The organism is Micromonospora mirobrigensis (assembly GCF_900091555.1).
Taxonomy (GTDB): Bacteria; Actinomycetota; Actinomycetes; order Mycobacteriales; family Micromonosporaceae; genus Micromonospora; species Micromonospora mirobrigensis.
Window position 1 is genome coordinate 248,371 of sequence record NZ_FMCX01000008.1, and the last position, 14,852, is coordinate 263,222.

The window sequence follows — 14,852 nt, forward strand, 5'->3', positions numbered from 1 at the left end:
GCGTCGCCGCACGCCGTGCCGTCACTCGGCGTACCGTCGTGCCCGACGCCGCGTGTCTGCCGGAGGAATGGATTGAACGTGTCCGGAATGGTGTGGGCGGGAACCCTCGTCGCACTGACAGCGGTCCTGGTCGTCGACCTGTTGATCATCGGGCGCCGGCCCCACGAGCCGAGCGTGCGCGAGTCGAGCCTCTGGGTCGGCTTCTACGTCGGCCTGGCCCTGCTCTTCGGCGCCGGGCTGTGGCTCTTCTACGACGGTAGCGTCGCCGGCCAGTTCTACACCGGCTGGCTCACCGAGTACAGCCTCTCGGTGGACAACCTCTTCGTCTTCGTGATCATCATGGCCCGGTTCGCGGTGCCCCGGCAGTACCAGCAGAAGGTGCTGCTCATCGGCATCGTGCTGGCGCTGGTGATGCGCGGCGGCTTCATCGCCGCCGGCGCCGCCCTGATCTCGCAGTTCTCCTGGGTCTTCTACATCTTCGGCGCGTTCCTCATCTACACCGCGGTGAACCTGGCCCGGCAGGGCGAGCCGGACGAGGACGAGTTCACCGAGAACCTGCTGATCCGATGGAGCCGCAAGGCGCTGCCGCTGTCGAAGAGCTTCGACGGCGCGAAGCTGACCACGCACGAGGCGGGGAAGCGGCTCTTCACCCCGATGCTGATCGTCATGATCGCGATCGGCACCACCGACCTGATCTTCGCGCTCGACTCGATCCCGGCGATCTTCGGGATCACCCAGGAGCCGTACCTCGTCTTCACCGCGAACGTCTTCGCGTTGATGGGCCTGCGCCAGCTCTACTTCCTGCTCGGCGGGCTGCTCGACCGGCTGATCTACCTCAGCTATGGCCTCGCGGTGGTGCTCGGCTTCATCGGGGTGAAGCTGGTGCTGGAGGCGCTGGCCGACAACAACCTGCCGTTCATCAACGGCGGGGAGCACGTCGGCTGGGCGCCGCACATCCCGATCTGGCTCTCGCTGCTGATCATCCTCGGCACCCTGCTGATCGCCACCGTGGCCAGCCTGGCCAAGTCCGCCCGGGACCGCCGCCGGGAGCTGGCCGAGGCGCGCCGCTGACAGCGGCCCGGTAACCGTGCGAGGGCGTCCCGGCGTGGCCGGGGCGCCCTTTCGGGTACGCGCTGGACGGGGTCAGACCCGGGCGGCGCCGACCAGGGTGGCCAGCCGGTCGGCCGGGAGCGCCTCCTCCACCACCCGGCGCTGGCGGTAGCAGGCGTGCAGCATCCGCCGCTCGCCGGTGACGATGCCGACGTGGTGGATGCGCCGGCCCGGCCGGGCGAAGAAGTACAGGTCGCCGGGGCGCTCCTCGCCGAGGCGTACCGGGGTGGTGGCCTGCGCCTGGTCGTACGCGTCGCGGGGCAGGACGACACCGTGCCGGCGCCAGGCCAGGTGCACCAGGCCGGAGCAGTCGATGCCGTGCGGGGTGAGGCCGCCCCAGACGTACGGGACGTCGCGCAGCCGACGGGCGACCGTCAGCGGGTCGGACGGGTCCGGGTGCCCGTCGGGCAGCGGCACCACGTCGGCCTCGGCGGCCCAGAGGGGGTCGGCGTGGCCGGGGGTGTGCAGCGGCAGCCGGCCGGCCACGGGCGGCCCGGCCGGGAGCAGCCGGGTGCCCAGGGTGGTCCCGGCGAGGGCCACCGACCCGTGGGCGTCCTCAAGCAGGTCGGTGGCGAGCGCGGCGACGGTGCACCGGGGTGACCGGTCGGCCTGCTGCGGCGTCGCGGTGAGCTGGGTGGCGGGCAGCCAGCCCGGATAGCCCCGCCGGTCCTGCTCGGGGGCGGGCTGCTCGACGGCGACCACCCGGGCCCAGCCGTCGGGGCGCAGCTCGGTGACCAGCACCCGCTCGCCGAGGAGCAGCTGGCTGAGCACGCAGTCGCCGACGCGCTGCTCGGCGTCCATCCCGGCGATCCAGGCGGGGATGTCGGTGCGTGCCGCGAGGGCGGGACGGTCGATCGGGCGGACCGCCTCGGGTGCGGTCCACAGGGTGGCCGCCGCCACCCGGACGAGGGCCTCCCGGCCCGCTCGCAGCTCCACGCGCACCTCCCGCTCACGTCGTCCCCGTGGCGACCCTATGAAAGAAAGCGCCAGGCTTCAACCACGGCGTTGCAGCTTTGCTTCAATGATGCCGGTGACCCCGAGCCCCGGCGCGTCCGGCAGCAGGACCGTGGCGCCGTCGTACCGGATGCCGCCGTGCACCGGCGACCAGGCCAGCCACCAGGCGGCGTCCAGGTCGGAGACGACCGTGGTGCCGTACGCGGCGACCAGGCTCGCCGCCGCCCCGACCCCGATCTGGCTCTCCATCATCGAACCGACCAGGGTGCCGATCCCGTGCGCCGCGGCCAGGTCGAGCAGGGTCCGGGCCGGGTGCAGCCCGCCGCACTTGGCCAGCTTCACGTTGACCAGGTCGGCGGCCCGGCGGCGGATCACCTCGACCAGGTCCCGCACCCCGAAGACCGACTCGTCGGCGAGGATCGGCACGGACACCCGGTCGCTGACCCACGCCAGCCCGTCCAGGTCCCAGCGGGCCACCGGCTGCTCGACCAGCTCGACGTCGAGCCCGGCGTCGGCGATGCCGTTGATCACCCGGACCGCCTCACGGGGCGTCCAGCCCTGGTTGGCGTCCAGCCGGATCCGCACCCCCGGGCCGACGGCGGTCCGCACGGCGCGGACCCGCTCCAGGTCGCCCGCGGCGTCCGTGCCCACCTTCAGCTTGAGCACCGAGAAACCCTCGGTGCGGCGTTGCCGGCCGGCCGCCGCCAGCTCCGCCGGGTCACCGGCGGCCAGGGTGACGTCCGTGGGCACCCGCATGGTGGTGCCACCCAGCAGCCGCACCAGGGGTACGCCGAGCCGCCGCGCGGCCAGGTCGTGCAGGGCGACGTCGACCGCCGCCTTGGCGGACTCGTTGCCGGCCACCGCCCGGGCCACCTCGGTGCAGCGGGAGACCAGGTCGTCGGCGTCCCGACCGGCGATCGACGGGCCGAGCACGTCCTGCACGCAGGCCTGGGCCCCGGTGACCGAGGAGCCGGTGACCTGCCACACCTGCGGCGCCTCCCCGAAGCCGGAGCGTCCCTCGTCGTCGGTCACCTCGACGACCAGGGTCTCCACGGTGGTGGCCCGGCGCAGCGCGGTGACGAACGGGGTGTGCAAGGGGGCGGAAAGCCGGTGGGTGCGTACCGCGGCGATCGTCATGTCGGGCACCCTATACGCAGGGCAGCCGGGACAGGAGAGCGTCGATGACCGTACGGGACTGGGAACTGGTGGGCGCGCCGAACGCGCGGGACCTCGGCGGCCTGGTGGGCGCCGGCGGGCGGCGGGTGCGGGCCGGCCGGTTGATCCGGACGCCCGCGCTGGGCCGGCTCACCGACGAGGACCTGCCGGTGCTGGGCAAGCTGGACGCGGCCTGCGTGGTGGACCTGCGGGACGCCTCCGAGATCGACGTCGCCCCGCCGGACCGGCTGGTCGGCGAGCCCCGGTTGGTGCACCTGCCGGTGCACGACCCGGCCCACCCGGTCTTCACGTACGTCTCGGCGGTGCTGCTCGGACACGACCTGGCCGCGTACGACGAGTTGGCCGCGCAGGGAACGCCGGCGGCGATGGCGGCGATCTACCGCTGGTTCGTCACCGGGACCTCGGCCCGGGCGGGTTTCGGGGCGGCGGTCCGGCTGGCGGCGGAGCCGGGGAACCTACCCCTGGTGTTCCACTGCTCGGCGGGCAAGGACCGCACCGGTTGGCTGGCCGTGGTGCTGCTGACCGCCCTCGGCGTGGACGAGGCGGTGGTGCGGGCGGACTACCTGCGCAACAACGAGTTGACGGCCAGCCTGCGGGAGGTGCTGCTGCAGGCGTTGGGGCGGCGGCACCCGGGGCTGGACCCGGAGACGGTGCGCCCGGTGCTGGAGGTGCGCCCGGAGTACCTGGACGCGGCGTACGACGAGGTGCGGCGGGTGCACGGCTCGTTCGAGGCGTACCTGCGTGACGGGTTGAGGGTGGACGCCGCGACGGTGGCGGCGCTGCGGGAGAACCTGCTGGACTGAACCGGTCGCGGGTCGCCCCGGGCCCGGACTCCGGGGCGACCCGACGGGCGGGCCGGCGGCGGTGTGCCGTCGCCGGCCCGCGGCCTCAGGCGACCGTGACGTTGTCGACGTAGACGGCGGAGCCGCCGCTACTGTCGGCGGGGGAGACCACCTGGACGCCGACCTCCCGGACGTCGCCGAGGTCGGCCAGGCCGGTCAGGTCCAGGGTCAGCGTCGACCCGGCGGTGGTGAGGGGCTGCGGGCCGCCGTCGTGCCAGGCCCACGACGGGCCGGTCTTGACGTACACCTTGACCTGGACGCCGCCGCCGGCGTTGCCCCAGGCGGCGAGCTTGGCCGACAGGCGCAGGCTGCCGCGGCCGGAGAGGTTCAGCGCGCCGGTGCGGGCCAGGTACGCCGTGCGCGCCCCGAGGGTCAGGTCGGCCTTGACGGACTGCCGGCCGGAGGTGGCCCAGTCGGTGACCGCCCACGGTCCACCGGCGACTCCGGTGCCGCTCCAACCGTCGACGCCGGACTCGAAGTCGTACAGGGTGGTGCCGATGGAGGTGCCCTCGCCGATCTTCAACGCGGCGGAGGCGGGCCCACCGACGCCGTCGGCGGTGTATCCGGTGACCTGGTACCAGGCGGCGGTGCCGGGTGCGGTGGTGTCGGTCCAGGGGGTGTCGTTGTCGGAGGCGCACCGGTCGCAGATGGTGGTCCATGGTCCGTCCGCCCCGGTGGTGGAGCGGCGGACGGTGTAACGGGCGGCGGTGGTGGAGCCGCGCCAGGCCAGCGCGACCCCGCCGCCGGTGCGCTGGGCGGTGGTCAGCCGGGGGGCGCCGGGCGCCGGCACGGGGGGTACGGCCCGGCCGCTCATCGCGTACTGGAAGCGGCGGATGGCGTCGGCGCGACCGCGCATCGTGGCGTCGTCGCCGGGATAGTGCAGGGTGTAGCCGTCGTTGTGCTGCACGTACCCGAAGTCGTCGCGGTGCGGGAAGATCTGCCAGAACAGCGCCCCGGTGACGTTGCCGTCGCCGGTGAGCGGGTCGAGCTTGGCGCTGGTGACGTCGGTGGAGCCGTACTCGCCGGCCAGGTAGACCTTGCCGTGCGAGGTGATGTCGCGGGCGTCGTTGCGGATCTGGTCGGCGGAGTTGAACGGGTAGTAGTGGGCGTCGACGATGTCGACCTCGTCCACGCCGTACTCCTGGCCGCTCCAGTGCGAGGCGACCAGGGTGCGGGGGGAGAGTTGCTTGAGGTGCGCGGAGATGGTCCGGATCCAGGTGGTGTTCACGCCGGTCAGTTCGTTGCCCAGCTCCCAGGCCAGGACGGCCGGTTCGTCCTTGAAGGCGGTGCCGGTGTACGGGTTGACGTGGTTGAGCAGGTGGTCGATGTAGGTCTCGAACGCGGCGATCGCCCGGGGGTCGGTGTAGAAGGCGTCCTCGGGCAGGCCGAGCCAGTCGGTGAAGTCGTGCCGTCCGCCGTGGTACCAGTGCCAGTTGTCGGTCAGCGGCACGACGAGGTGCAGGCCGCGGGAGCGGGCGGCGGCGACGGCGTGGTCGATGGTGGCGAAGGCCTGGTCGTTGAACTGGCCGAGCTTCGGCTCCAGGGTCAGCGGGTGGGCGGTGGAGATGCCCAGGGTGTGCGAGCGGACGACGGTGGCGCCCATCGCCTTGGCGGTGTCCAGGCCGTCGTCGATGCGGAAGGTGCTCGGGTAGGCGATGCCGCCGACGTTCTCGTCGAGGCCGAGCCAGCTGAGGTTGACCCCGCCGAAGCGGAACGGTGCGCCGTCGAGCAGGAGTCGGGTGCCCTGGCGGGTCACCCGGCCGATCCCGGGCGGGTCGGTGGGGGTGGGGTCGCCGGTCGGGGTCGGGGTCGGGCTGACGGTGGGGTCGACCGTCGGCGTGGGGGTGGGGCTGGCCGGCGGGGTGCTGGTGGTGGGGCCGGTGCAGGGCGCGCCGTTGAGGGTGAACGCGGTGGGTGCCGGGTTGCCGCCGCTGTAGGTGAGGCTGAAGCCGGTGCCGACCGAGGCGCCCTCGGCGACGGTGGCGTTCCAGTCGGCGTTGCGGACGGTGACCGCGGCGCCGGACTGCTGGTAGGTGCCGTTCCAGCCGGAGGTGACCTGCTGGTTGCCGGGGAAGGTCCAGCCGAGGGTCCAGCCGGTGAGGGTGGTGCCGTGGTTGGTGACGGTGACCTCGACGGTGGCGCCGCCGCCCCAGTCGTTGGTGGGTCGGTAGGTGACGGTGCAGCCGCCGGTGGCGGCGTGTGCGGCGGGGAGCGCGACGAGGGCGCCCGCCACCAGGGCGGTGGCGCAGGCGACGGCGAGTGGGCGGGACCGGGCGTGGAGTGGCATCGGGGGTTCTCCTCGCGGGTGCGCGGCGACGGAGCGCAGCGCTGAATCGGTTAAGGCGAGCTGGCCCGCGTGGCGGCGGTGCCGACGCGGGGCCGCGCTCGCCCGGCAGAGCCGAAAGACTCTCAGCTCTCTGGGGTGCGCGGAGCTGCCCGGGCGCCGCGCGGCCGTCGTCCACCGGCTCACGGCGCGACGGCGACACCGATGCTAGGTATGAACCGGTTAAGTAGTCAATCCCTGCACGGAACGTGAGGGCTCGGCGCGTTCAGCCCGGCAGGTCGTGCCGGGCCGCCCAGACCCGGGCCGAGACGTCCGCGATCAGCCGGCAGGCGTCGTCCTCCACCTCGTCACCGCTCGGGCCGCCGTCGGCCAGGTCGGTGGTGGTGCAGACGACGATGACGTAGGGCGGGGCGTCGTCCGGGAAGACCACGCCGGCGCCGTGCCGGACCCCGCGTACCCAACCGTTCTTGTGCGCGATCCGGGTGCCCTCGGGCAGCCCGGAGGCGATGTCCTCGCGGAACTCCTGGGCGCAGAGCACGTCGAGCATGGCCGCGCAGCCGGCCGGCGAGGCCAGCGGGCCGGGCCGATGCGCACCCAGCGCCACCGCGCCGAGCAGGGCGGCGAGGTCGGCGGCGGTGACCGGGTTGGTGATGCCGGCCTCCCGGGCGGCGAAGTCCTCGATGCCCCGGCCGGTGGCGCTGTGCCGGGCCCCGCCGAGCGTCCATGCCTGCGCCACCGCCGGCAGGCCGACCAGGCCCAGCACGATGTTGGTGGCGAGGTTGCTGGACCGGACGATCATGCGCTCGGCGAGCCAGCGCGGCGGGGCGGTGCCGCCGACCCGCTCCCAGACCGCCTCGTCGTTGTCGTAGTCGCGGTCGCAGCCGAAGCGGGGCGCGCCGGGCAGGGCCGAGTCGAACTCGTTGACCACCGGGATCGGGGTGTCCAGGTCCAGCCGGCCGGCCTCGGCGGCGCGGTGCAGGGCGACCAGCACGGCCACCTTCATGGTGCTGGCCGCGTAGTGGGTGGCGTCGGGCAGTCGGGTCCAGGCGGGCGGGGCGCCGGGACGACCCACGTACGCCGAGACGGTGCCGGGGACCTTGTCCAGGTGCGCGTCGAGTTCCGCCCAGATCATGTCCGGAACGGTAACCCACCCGCGGCCGGTACGACGGAGCCCGGGCCGCCGTGGAGGCGGTCCGGGCTCCGGTGGTACGCGGTGGGTCAGCCGGCGTGCTTGCGGCGGGCGGCGGCCCGGCCCCGCAGCTGCTGGTCCAGCACCACCTTGCGGATGCGCACCGCGGCCGGGGTGACCTCGACGCACTCGTCCTCGCGGCAGAACTCGAGGGCCTGCTCCAGCGACAACTTGCGCGGCGGGATCAGCTTCTCGGTCTCGTCGGAGGTCGACGCCCGCATGTTGGTGAGCTTCTTCTCCTTGGTGATGTTGACGTCCATGTCGTCGGAGCGGGAGTTCTCCCCGACGATCATGCCCTCGTACACCTCGGTGGTCGGCTCGACGAAGAGCTGGCCGCGCTCCTGAAGGTTGATCATGGCGAACGGGGTGACCACCCCGGACCGGTCGGCCACCAGGGAGCCGTTGTTGCGGGTGCGCAGCTCGCCGAACCACGGCTCGTACGACTCGAAGACGTGGTGCAGGATGCCGGTGCCCCGGGTGTCGGTGAGGAACTCGGTGCGGAAGCCGATCAGGCCGCGCGCCGGGACCAGCCACTCCATCCGGATCCAGCCGGTGCCGTGGTTGACCAGCTGCTCCATCCGGCCCTTGCGGGTGGCGAGCAGCTGGGTGATCGCGCCCAGGTATTCCTCCGGGGCGTCGATGGTCAGCCGCTCGACCGGCTCGCAGGTCTTGCCGTCGATCACCTTGGTGACGACCTGCGGCTTGCCGACGGTCAGCTCGTACGACTCGCGCCGCATCTGCTCGACCAGGATGGCCAGGGCCAGCTCGCCACGGCCCTGCACCTCCCAGGCGTCCGGCCGCTCGGTGGGCAGGACCCGCAGCGAGACGTTGCCGATCAGCTCCTTGTCGAGCCGGTCCTTGACCATCCGCGCGGTGACCTTGGCGCCCTTGACCCGGCCGACCAGCGGCGAGGTGTTGGTGCCGATGGTCATCGAGATGGCCGGCTCGTCGACGGTGATCAGCGGCAGCGGGACCGGGTTCTCCGCGTCGGCCAGCGTCTCACCGATCATGATCTCGGGGATGCCGGCGACGGCGATGATGTCGCCGGGGCCGGCGGAGTCGGCCGGCTTGCGCTCCAGGCCCTCGGTCATCAGCAGCTCCGAGATGCGGACCCGCTGGGTGCTGCCGTCGGTGCGGCACCAGGCCACCGTCTCGCCCTTGCGGATGGTGCCCTGCCGGACCCGGCACAGCGCCAGCCGGCCCAGGAACGGCGAGGCGTCGAGGTTGGTGACGTGCGCCTGCAGCGACGCGCCGTCCTCGTAGGCGGGGGCCGGGATGGTGTCCAGCAGGGTGCGGAACAGCGGCTCCAGGGAGGTGCTGTCGCTGGGCACCGAGCCGTCGGCCGGCTGGGTCAGCGAGGCGATGCCGTCGCGGGCGCAGGCGTAGACGATCGGGAAGTCGATCTGCTCCTCGTCGGCGTCCAGGTCGAGGAAGAGCTCGTAGGTGTCGTCCACGACCTCCTTGATCCGGGCGTCCGGGCGGTCCACCTTGTTGATCACCAGGATGATCGGCATCCGCGCCTTGAGGGCCTTGCGCAGCACGAAGCGGGTCTGCGGCAGCGGGCCCTCGCTGGCGTCGACGAGCAGCACGACGCCGTCGACCATGGTCAGGCCGCGCTCGACCTCACCGCCGAAGTCGGCGTGCCCGGGGGTGTCGATGATGTTGATGGTGACCGGGTCGGACCCGTCCGCCGGCAGGTACCGCACGCCGGTGTTCTTGGCCAGGATGGTGATGCCCTTTTCCCGCTCGAGGTCCATCGAGTCCATGACCCGCTCGGTGGTCTCACCACGGGCGCCGTAGGCGCCGGCCTGCCGCAACATGGCGTCGACCAGGGTCGTCTTGCCGTGGTCGACGTGGGCGATGATGGCGACGTTGCGGAGGTCGGTGCGTAGCTGCATACCCTCCATACTCCTGTCTGCGGTTGCCGGTGCGCGGGCCGGGGTCGTCCCCCGGACGCGTCCGGATCTGAGTCGAAGCTGCTGTTCCGACCGATTTCACGCCCAGGCCCCTGCCATCCCCGCCGCCCCACCGGCGGCGACTGTCGGTCGCGGTGGGACCTGCGTTGATCTCGGCTCGCGTACGCCGGGCGGGCGCGCCTGCTGCTGGTCGGCTTCCTAGCGTACGCGGCGGCTCCGCGGCCCGGGTCGGCGCTGCGGCCCCACCACCGGTGTGGTGACCGGTGACACACGTTCCGGCAGCTCACGGGTGGCCCCGATCGCCGGGGCCGGACCCTCCCGGCGTGCGCGGGGCCCCCCGCACGGCCATTGCACTGCTACGGTCCGTCGGGACGACGGGGGAGGAGTCGGCATGTTTCGACGCGCAGGTTGGGCCGCGGTGGTGACGCTTGTCGCGTTGACCGTCACGACGGTGGGCTGCGGGCAGCCGGAGCGGCCGGTGGGGGCCGCGGCCCCGGTGACCGCCGACGCCGCGCCCACCGGGCAGGAGTGGGTCGAGCCGGTGGCGGAGTCGACCCCGCCGCCTGCGCCCACGGCCTCGCCGTCCCCCCGGCGGTCCACCGCGCCCCGGCCGAAGCCGAGGCCGAGCCGCACGGCGACCCGGACCGCTACCCCGCCGCCGGAGACCGACGCGCCGAGCGTGGCCCGGGCGCCGGAACCGCCGAGCTGTCCGCTGACCCGCCGGGGCGTCCGGGTGAGCCAGGCGAAGGCGAAGGCCGCCCTGACCGACGCCGCCCGGCGCACCTACTGGCCGACCAGCGCCCCGGAGCTCAAGATCCCGCTGAGCCTGGTCAAGGCCACCGCCTGGCAGGAGAGCGGCTGGCAGTCCGACGTGGTGGCCTGCGACGGCGGCATCGGGCTGATGCAGCTCCAGCCGGAGACGGTGGCGTGGATGAACCAGCGCTTCGGCCAGGACTACGACGTGCACGACTACCGCGACAACGCCTACCTCGGCGGGACGTACCTCGCCTGGCTGACCAAGAAGATCGGCGACACCCACTTTCGCGGCAACTACCGGCTCGACCCGAAGCTGTGCACCGGTGGGATCGAGTCCTGCCTGTTGAACGCGGTGATCGCGGCGTACAACTTCGGCATCGCCGCGGTGCTCCCGCAGGACGACCAGGGTCCCCTGGTGATCCCCAACGCCCAGTACGTGGAGAACGTGCGGGAGTTGATGAGGACCTGCGTCTGCCTCGACTTCTGAGGCGTACGACGGCGGCGGGGCCGGGGCAGGTTCGCCCCGGCCCCGCCGCCGTCGGGGTGGATCGGTGGATCAGTGCGACAGGACCGCCGGCTCGGCGGTGTCGGCCGGCCCGGTGTCGGCGGCCGGCGCCTCGGCGCGGGGCGGCCGACCCGGCCACCAGAACCGGTCACCCAGCACGAAGGCCAGCGCCGGGACCAGCACGGTACGCACCAGCAGGGTGTCCAGCAGCACGCCGATGCAGACGATGATCCCGATCTGGGTGAGGGTGATCAGCGGCAGCACGCCGAGCACCGCGAAGACCGCGGCGAGCAGGATGCCGGCGCTGGTGATCACCCCACCGGTGACCCGCAGCGCGGAGAGCATCCCGTCCCGGGTGCCGGCCGTGCGGGCGTCCTCCCGGGCCCGGGTGACCAGGAAGATGTTGTAGTCCACCCCGAGCGCGACCAGGAACACGAAGGCCAGCAGCAGCACCCCGCTGTCCAGCGCGGGGAAGCCGAGCACGTGGTCGAAGAGCAGCCACGCCGCGCCCAGGCTGGCGAAGAACGACGCGATCACGGTCGCCACCAGCAGCAGCGGCGCCACCAGCCCGCGCAGCAGCAGCACCAGCACGGCGCCGACCAGGGCCAGGATGATCGGCAGGATCAGCCGCAGGTCCCGGTTGTTGGCCTCCTCGGTGTCCAGGGTCGCCGCCACCGAGCCGCCGACCAGCGCGCCGCGGGCGGCGTCCACGCCCTCGACGGCCGGGGGAGCCGAGTCGGGGACCGCGGCGACCGCGTCGCGCAGCGCCTCGATCGCCCGGTCGGAGGCGGCGGTGCCGGGCTCCGCCTCCAGCACCACGTCCACCTGGGCCACGGCGTCACCGGCGGTGCCGGGGCGGGCCGAGGCGACCCCGTCCACGGCGGCGGCGGCCCGGGTGACGGCCTCGGCCGCGGCCGGGTTGGTGAGCACGGCCACCGGTTGGGTGGTGCCGGCCGGGAAGGCCCGGGCCAGGGTCTCCGCCCCTGCGACCGCCTCCGGCTTCACCCGGAACTGCTCGGTCTCCGACAGGCCGGTACGAATGCCCAGGCCGCCGAGGGCCAGGCCGGCCAGGAGCAGGGTGGCCAGCACCGCGACCGGCGCCGGACGGCGTTCGACGGCGGCGCCGAGCCGGCCCCAGAGCTTGCCCTCCCGGGCCGGGCTGCCGACCCGGGGCACGAACGGCCAGAACAGGCCCCGCCCGAACAGCACCAGCGCCGCCGGGAGCACGAACAGGGCGGAGAGCATCGCGAACACGACGCCGGTGGCGCAGGCCACGGCGAGGGCGCGGTTGGTCTCCTGCTCCGACAGCAGCAGGGTGAGTACGCCGAGCACGACGGTGCCGCCGCTGGCCAGGATGGGTTCGGCGGTGCGGCGCAGGGCGTGCCGCATGGCGGCGAACCGGTCCTCCTCGCGGCGCAGCTCCTCCCGGTAGCGGGCGATGAGCAGCAGGGCGTAGTCGGTGGCGGCGCCGAAGACCAGCACGCTGGCGATGCCGGTGACCGCGCCCTCCTGGAGGTTGATGCCGACCGCCGGGACGATCGTGTCGACCGCCCGCAGGGTGAGCTGCTCGGTGGCGGCGACCACGACCAGCGGCACGATCCACAGGAACGGGCTGCGGTAGGTGATCAGCAGCAGCAGGGCCACCACCGCGGCGGTGACGGCGAGCAGGGTCACGTCGGCGCCCTCGAAGACCTTGGTGAGGTCGGCGGTGAAGGCGGGGCCGCCGGTCACCTGGACGGTGAGCGGGTCGGGCAGCGCGCCGAGGGCGTCGCGCAGCTGGGCGACGGTCTCGGCGACCTTTTCCTGGCCGCCGGCGGTGGAGAGCGGGACGGCGACCAGGGCCACCGTGCCGTCCGGCGAGGTCTGCGCCGGGAGGGTCCGGCCACCCACGGCGAACCGGCCGAGGTCGACCTGGCCGCCGGTGAGGGCGGCGCGGTCGGCGTCGGTGAGCCGGCCGCCGTCGGCGCGGCTGAGCACCACGATCGCCGGCTGTACGTCGCGGGAGGGCAGCTGCTCCTGGAGGCGCTCCACCTGGGTGGACTGCCACTGCGCCGACAGTCCGGTGGTGGAGACGGGTGCGGGGTTGTCGGGCCTGGGCAGTCCGAAGACGGCCCCGCCGAGCACGATCACCGCCGCCACGGTGAGCCAGGCGGCGAGCCGGCCACGGGCGACGCGGGTGAAGACGGACATCGGGTGCCTCACGGTCTCTCGGCGTGGGTTTGGAGCGGGAGCGGCGCGGAAACAGGGACGTCGGCGGTCCGCATAACGCTCGACCGCAGAGTATCTTGATGGACGAGATTATCTGTGGTTGCTCTATGCTGCAACCGCAGGGCGGCGGGAGGAAGCGGCGGGCGACGTGGCAGCGCACGGCATGTATCGGCGGCGGGAGACCCGACGCGGTCGCCTGATCGCCGACATCACCAACGACCTGCGGCGATACTCCGTCGACGCGCAGCACATCGGGCACGCCTTCGCCGGCCTGCACGGGCTGGGCGCCAGTGACCTGCACGCGCTGATCGCGGTGATGGACGCCGAGCTGGTCGGCGACCCGATCACCCCGGGCCGGCTGGGGGAGCTGCTCAACCTCTCCTCGGGAGCGGTCACCGCCCTGGTCGACCGGCTGGAGCGCGCCGGGCACATCCGGCGGGACCGCGACACCGCCGACCGTCGGAAGGTGTTCCTGCGCTACGCCGACGCGGGCGCGGAGCTGGCGATGGAGTTCTTCGGGCCGCTGGGCCGGCGTACCGACGAGGTGATGGCCGGCTTCGACGACGGCGAGCTGGAGATCGTGCACCGGTTCATGGCCGCGATGGTCACCTCGATGCGCCAGCACCGCGACGAGGTCCGCGCCGCGCGCGGCGAGCCCACGCGCCGCCCGCCGGCCTGAGCGGCCCATCCACGTCACGCTCCGCGAGGTGAAGCGCCCCGTTTCGGGGGCGCGCGCTCGCTCGCCCGGACGAACCGTTCCGACGGGTGCCGTAGGGTCCTTCCGCCGACCAAGACAGGTACTTTGACCTGCGAGAATTCCCAGTTTAATCGGTTACGGTTGCCCCAGCTGCCCGACGACGTGCATCAATTGGCCGGGCGGTGTCTCCGGTGCCGTCCATCACGGACGGTGATCATCGCTCCCCGGCCCCCACCCGCTCGAAAGGGGGTTGTCATGACGACGGCACCGGCGAACCTGCTCGCAGTGCGTCGCCTCCTGCTCACCTACCTCAACGTCGACAAGGACACCGTCCGTCCCGAGGATCTCGAGCCCGCGGAGGTGGGCATCGTCGGTGACGCCAGCCACCGGGGCGGCTACCACTGCGGCTCCGACCGGGTGCTGCCCGACGACTACTCCGTCGTCGAGTCCCCCCGGGACCGTGACGGCCTGACCCTGTACGCGTCCGCGTTGGACGTCGGCCCGTTCGAGGTGAAGGCGAACGGTCGTACCCACGACCTTCGCTCCTTCTCCAACTGGTGCGTCGCCCAGTGCGTCGCCGGCGCGCCGGACACCCGCGATCTGCGGGAGATCGTCTACTCGCCGGACGGGAAGACCGTCAGGCGGTGGGACCGGCTGGGCAAGCGTACGAGCGGTGACAGCAGTCACCTCTACCACACCCACTTCAGCTTCTTCCGCGACTCGACCAAGGCGAACCGGGACCAGACCCCGCTGTTCCGCCGCTACCTCACCAGCATCGGGCTGATCGCCCCCGTGACACCGGAGCCCACCATGGAGCAGACCGACAAGCTCATCAACGACACCGGATACCCGAACCGTACCGTCGGTGACGTCTTCGCCGACCTGCAGAACCTGCGCAACTGGCTGATCTCCCCGGTCGGCACCGCCGGCCTGATCAGCAGGCCGCCGGCGGCCTCGCCGCTGGGGCTGATGCTGACCGCCGCGCAGGGTTGGCCGGCGCTGGTCGCCCAGGTCACCGCGTTGTCCAAGAAGGACTTCACCGACGAGCAGGCGATCGTGGCCGGCATCCTGGCCACCCTCACCCCGCAGGCGATCGCCGCCGCCATCCCGCCCGACATCGCCGACAAGGTGGCCGACGAGCTGCACAGCCGGCTCGCCGCCTGACCACGGTCGGGCAGCGGTGGAGGAGTTGCGCAACTGGCCTTGCGCAACGCC

Annotated in this window: 11 protein-coding genes; 5 read left to right on the forward strand and 6 right to left on the reverse strand. The window is 73.1% G+C overall.

Annotation, left to right across the window (positions count from 1 at the left end; all coding sequences use genetic code 11):
* Positions 1-72 precede the first annotated feature (72 nt).
* Entirely contained in the window at positions 73-1,071 is a 999-nt protein-coding gene (locus tag GA0070564_RS24515) for a TerC family protein (protein WP_091613517.1), read from the forward strand.
* A gap of 72 nt (positions 1,072-1,143) precedes the next feature.
* On the opposite strand, the gene GA0070564_RS24520 is transcribed toward GA0070564_RS24515, so the two are convergent.
* Both GA0070564_RS24520 and GA0070564_RS24525 read right to left on the reverse strand, forming a co-directional pair.
* Complete coding sequence (locus GA0070564_RS24520) at positions 1,144-2,046, reverse strand: C40 family peptidase (RefSeq protein ID WP_091613695.1); 903 nt, start codon at positions 2,044-2,046, stop codon at positions 1,144-1,146.
* A gap of 57 nt (positions 2,047-2,103) precedes the next feature.
* Positions 2,104-3,201: a mandelate racemase/muconate lactonizing enzyme family protein gene (locus GA0070564_RS24525; protein WP_091613698.1), complete on the reverse strand. Its 1,098-nt coding sequence runs from the start codon at positions 3,199-3,201 to the stop codon at positions 2,104-2,106.
* Positions 3,202-3,245: 44 nt separating this feature from the next.
* On the opposite strand from GA0070564_RS24525, the gene GA0070564_RS24530 reads away from it, so the two are divergent.
* A complete protein-coding gene (locus GA0070564_RS24530; RefSeq protein WP_091613521.1) occupies positions 3,246-4,043 on the forward strand; it encodes a tyrosine-protein phosphatase in 798 nt (265 codons plus the stop codon).
* 85 nt (positions 4,044-4,128) lie between these two features.
* Here the strand turns inward: GA0070564_RS24530 and GA0070564_RS24535 are convergent, their stop codons facing one another.
* The 3 genes from GA0070564_RS24535 to typA all read right to left on the reverse strand — a co-directional run bounded on the left by GA0070564_RS24535 (position 4,129) and on the right by typA (position 9,453).
* Positions 4,129-6,369, reverse strand: a complete 2,241-nt coding sequence (locus GA0070564_RS24535) for a cellulose binding domain-containing protein (protein WP_091613525.1) — start codon at positions 6,367-6,369, stop codon at positions 4,129-4,131.
* 262 nt (positions 6,370-6,631) lie between these two features.
* Positions 6,632-7,498: a serine hydrolase gene (locus GA0070564_RS24540; protein ID WP_091613528.1), complete on the reverse strand. Its 867-nt coding sequence runs from the start codon at positions 7,496-7,498 to the stop codon at positions 6,632-6,634.
* A gap of 86 nt (positions 7,499-7,584) precedes the next feature.
* The gene (typA, locus tag GA0070564_RS24545; protein ID WP_091613532.1) at positions 7,585-9,453 is read right to left on the reverse strand and encodes a translational GTPase TypA; all 1,869 of its coding nucleotides are present in this window, start codon (positions 9,451-9,453) and stop codon (positions 7,585-7,587) included.
* A gap of 409 nt (positions 9,454-9,862) precedes the next feature.
* Here typA and GA0070564_RS24550 point away from each other — a divergent pair, with 409 nt between their 5' ends.
* Positions 9,863-10,714 (forward strand): lytic transglycosylase domain-containing protein, encoded by an 852-nt coding sequence (locus GA0070564_RS24550; protein ID WP_091613535.1) that lies wholly within the window; start codon positions 9,863-9,865, stop codon positions 10,712-10,714.
* Between the two features lie 69 nt (positions 10,715-10,783).
* Here the strand turns inward: GA0070564_RS24550 and GA0070564_RS24555 are convergent, their stop codons facing one another.
* Complete coding sequence (locus GA0070564_RS24555; protein ID WP_091613538.1) at positions 10,784-12,922, reverse strand: MMPL family transporter; 2,139 nt, start codon at positions 12,920-12,922, stop codon at positions 10,784-10,786.
* 181 nt (positions 12,923-13,103) lie between these two features.
* Between GA0070564_RS24555 and GA0070564_RS24560 the strand changes: the two genes are divergently transcribed.
* Both GA0070564_RS24560 and GA0070564_RS24565 read left to right on the forward strand, forming a co-directional pair.
* The gene (locus GA0070564_RS24560) at positions 13,104-13,619 is read left to right on the forward strand and encodes a MarR family winged helix-turn-helix transcriptional regulator (protein WP_091613541.1); all 516 of its coding nucleotides are present in this window, start codon (positions 13,104-13,106) and stop codon (positions 13,617-13,619) included.
* Positions 13,620-13,892: 273 nt separating this feature from the next.
* A complete protein-coding gene (locus tag GA0070564_RS24565) occupies positions 13,893-14,801 on the forward strand; it encodes a hypothetical protein (RefSeq protein ID WP_091613544.1) in 909 nt (302 codons plus the stop codon).
* The last annotated feature ends 51 nt before the right edge of the window (positions 14,802-14,852 follow it).

Bases quoted from the DNA above. Each gene is read 5' to 3' on its own strand.
- GA0070564_RS24525 (WP_091613698.1), bottom strand. From the start codon at position 3,201: ATGACGATCGCCGCGGTACGCACCCACCGGCTTTCCGCCCCCTTGCAC.
- GA0070564_RS24530 (WP_091613521.1), top strand. From the start codon at position 3,246: ATGACCGTACGGGACTGGGAACTGGTGGGCGCGCCGAACGCGCGGGAC.
- GA0070564_RS24535 (WP_091613525.1), bottom strand. From the start codon at position 6,369: ATGCCACTCCACGCCCGGTCCCGCCCACTCGCCGTCGCCTGCGCCACC.
- GA0070564_RS24540 (WP_091613528.1), bottom strand. From the start codon at position 7,498: ATGATCTGGGCGGAACTCGACGCGCACCTGGACAAGGTCCCCGGCACC.
- typA (WP_091613532.1), bottom strand. From the start codon at position 9,453: ATGCAGCTACGCACCGACCTCCGCAACGTCGCCATCATCGCCCACGTC.
- GA0070564_RS24550 (WP_091613535.1), top strand. From the start codon at position 9,863: ATGTTTCGACGCGCAGGTTGGGCCGCGGTGGTGACGCTTGTCGCGTTG.
- GA0070564_RS24555 (WP_091613538.1), bottom strand. From the start codon at position 12,922: ATGTCCGTCTTCACCCGCGTCGCCCGTGGCCGGCTCGCCGCCTGGCTC.
- GA0070564_RS24560 (WP_091613541.1), top strand. From the start codon at position 13,104: ATGTATCGGCGGCGGGAGACCCGACGCGGTCGCCTGATCGCCGACATC.
- GA0070564_RS24565 (WP_091613544.1), top strand. From the start codon at position 13,893: ATGACGACGGCACCGGCGAACCTGCTCGCAGTGCGTCGCCTCCTGCTC.